Consider the following 1386-nt stretch of genomic DNA (forward strand, 5'->3'; position numbering starts at 1 on the left):
CGACAGACCCTTGGAGACGCCTTCGGCGATGTTGGGCACGAACACGATGAACGCGGCACCGACGATCGATCCCGGGAGCCAACCCACGCCGCCGACCACCATGCCGAGGAACAGCGCGATGGCGAGCTGGATGGTGTAGCTGTCCGGCGCGACGAACTGCACCGCGATGGCGCCGAGCGCGCCGGCGACGCCGGTGATGCCCGCCGAGACGCCGAACGCCAGCGTCTTGTAACGGGCGACGTCGACGCCCATGGCGGACGCCGCGATCTCGTTGTCGCGGATCGCCATCATGGCCCGGCCGGACCGCGATTTCAGCAGGTTCACCGAGGCGACGTAAATCGCCATCGAGACCGCCAGCGTGAAGTAATAGAGCCACATGTCCTGCGACACCGGCAGCCCGAACGGGGCGTCCGGCTTGGTGACGACGAGACCCTGGACGCCGCCGGTCCAGCCTTCGAAGTAGTTGAGCTTGAGCAGCTGCGGCATCGCCGTGGCGAGCGCGAAAGTCGCGAGCGCCAGATAGATTCCGGACAGCCGCAACGCCGGCAGGCCGAACAGATAGCCGAACACGAAGCACAGGGCGCCGCACACCGGCAGCGTCAGGGCGTAGTTGACGTTGAAGTTCTCCATCAGAATCGCCGCCGTATAGGCGCCGACGGCGTAGAACGCGCTCTGGCCGAGCGAGAACTGACCCGAACCGCCGGTCAGGATGTTCAGCGCCAGAACCGCGATGGCGTAGATCAGCACCATCGTCATCTGGAAGATGACGAAGTTCTTCATGAACAGCGGTGCGACGCACAGCAGCGCCACCACCAAGATGGAGGAGTAGGTGCCGAGTGCCATGTATTTCTTCGGCGTGGTCTCGATCGGCGTGGAGTCGACGATTTCCTGCAGCGCGCTCATGGCTCAGACTCGCTTGACGATGGTGCGGCCGAACAGGCCATTGGGGCGGACGACCAGGACGGTGATGATCAAGGCCAGCGCGATCGGCAGTTTCAGCTCGTTGCCGACGCCCGGGATGTAGGTGCCGGCGAGGTTCTCGAAGACGCCGACCAGAAAACCACCGACCACGGCACCGAGCGGGCTGGTCAATCCACCGAGCACCGCCGCGGCAAAGCCGTAGATCAGCACGCCGCCCATCATGTTCGGTTCGAGGAACACCACCGGGGCGATCAGCATGCCGGCGATCGAGCCGATCGCCGCCGCCATGCCCCAGCCCAGCGCCACCATCCACGAAGTGTTGATGCCGACCAGCCGGGCCGATTCAGGCTGGGCCGCCGCGGCCCGCATGGCGAGACCGACGCGGGTATACTGGAAGAAGAAGTACAGCAGGATCAGCAGAACCAGCGTCACGCCGATCATGCCGGCCTGATGCGTCGAGATCAG

1 protein-coding gene and 1 pseudogene are annotated in these 1386 nt (G+C 65.1%); both read right to left on the reverse strand.

The window, feature by feature from the left end:
• Window positions 1–903, reverse strand: a 903-nt coding sequence (locus I5M_RS18450; protein WP_022722747.1) for a branched-chain amino acid ABC transporter permease, incomplete at its 3' end; no start/stop codon positions are given.
• Between the two features lie 3 nt (window positions 904–906).
• Window positions 907–1386, reverse strand: a pseudogene (locus tag I5M_RS18455) (branched-chain amino acid ABC transporter permease); the annotation flags it as partial.

This window comes from Rhodopseudomonas sp. B29 (assembly GCF_000333455.1).
GTDB lineage: Bacteria > Pseudomonadota > Alphaproteobacteria > Rhizobiales > Xanthobacteraceae > Rhodopseudomonas.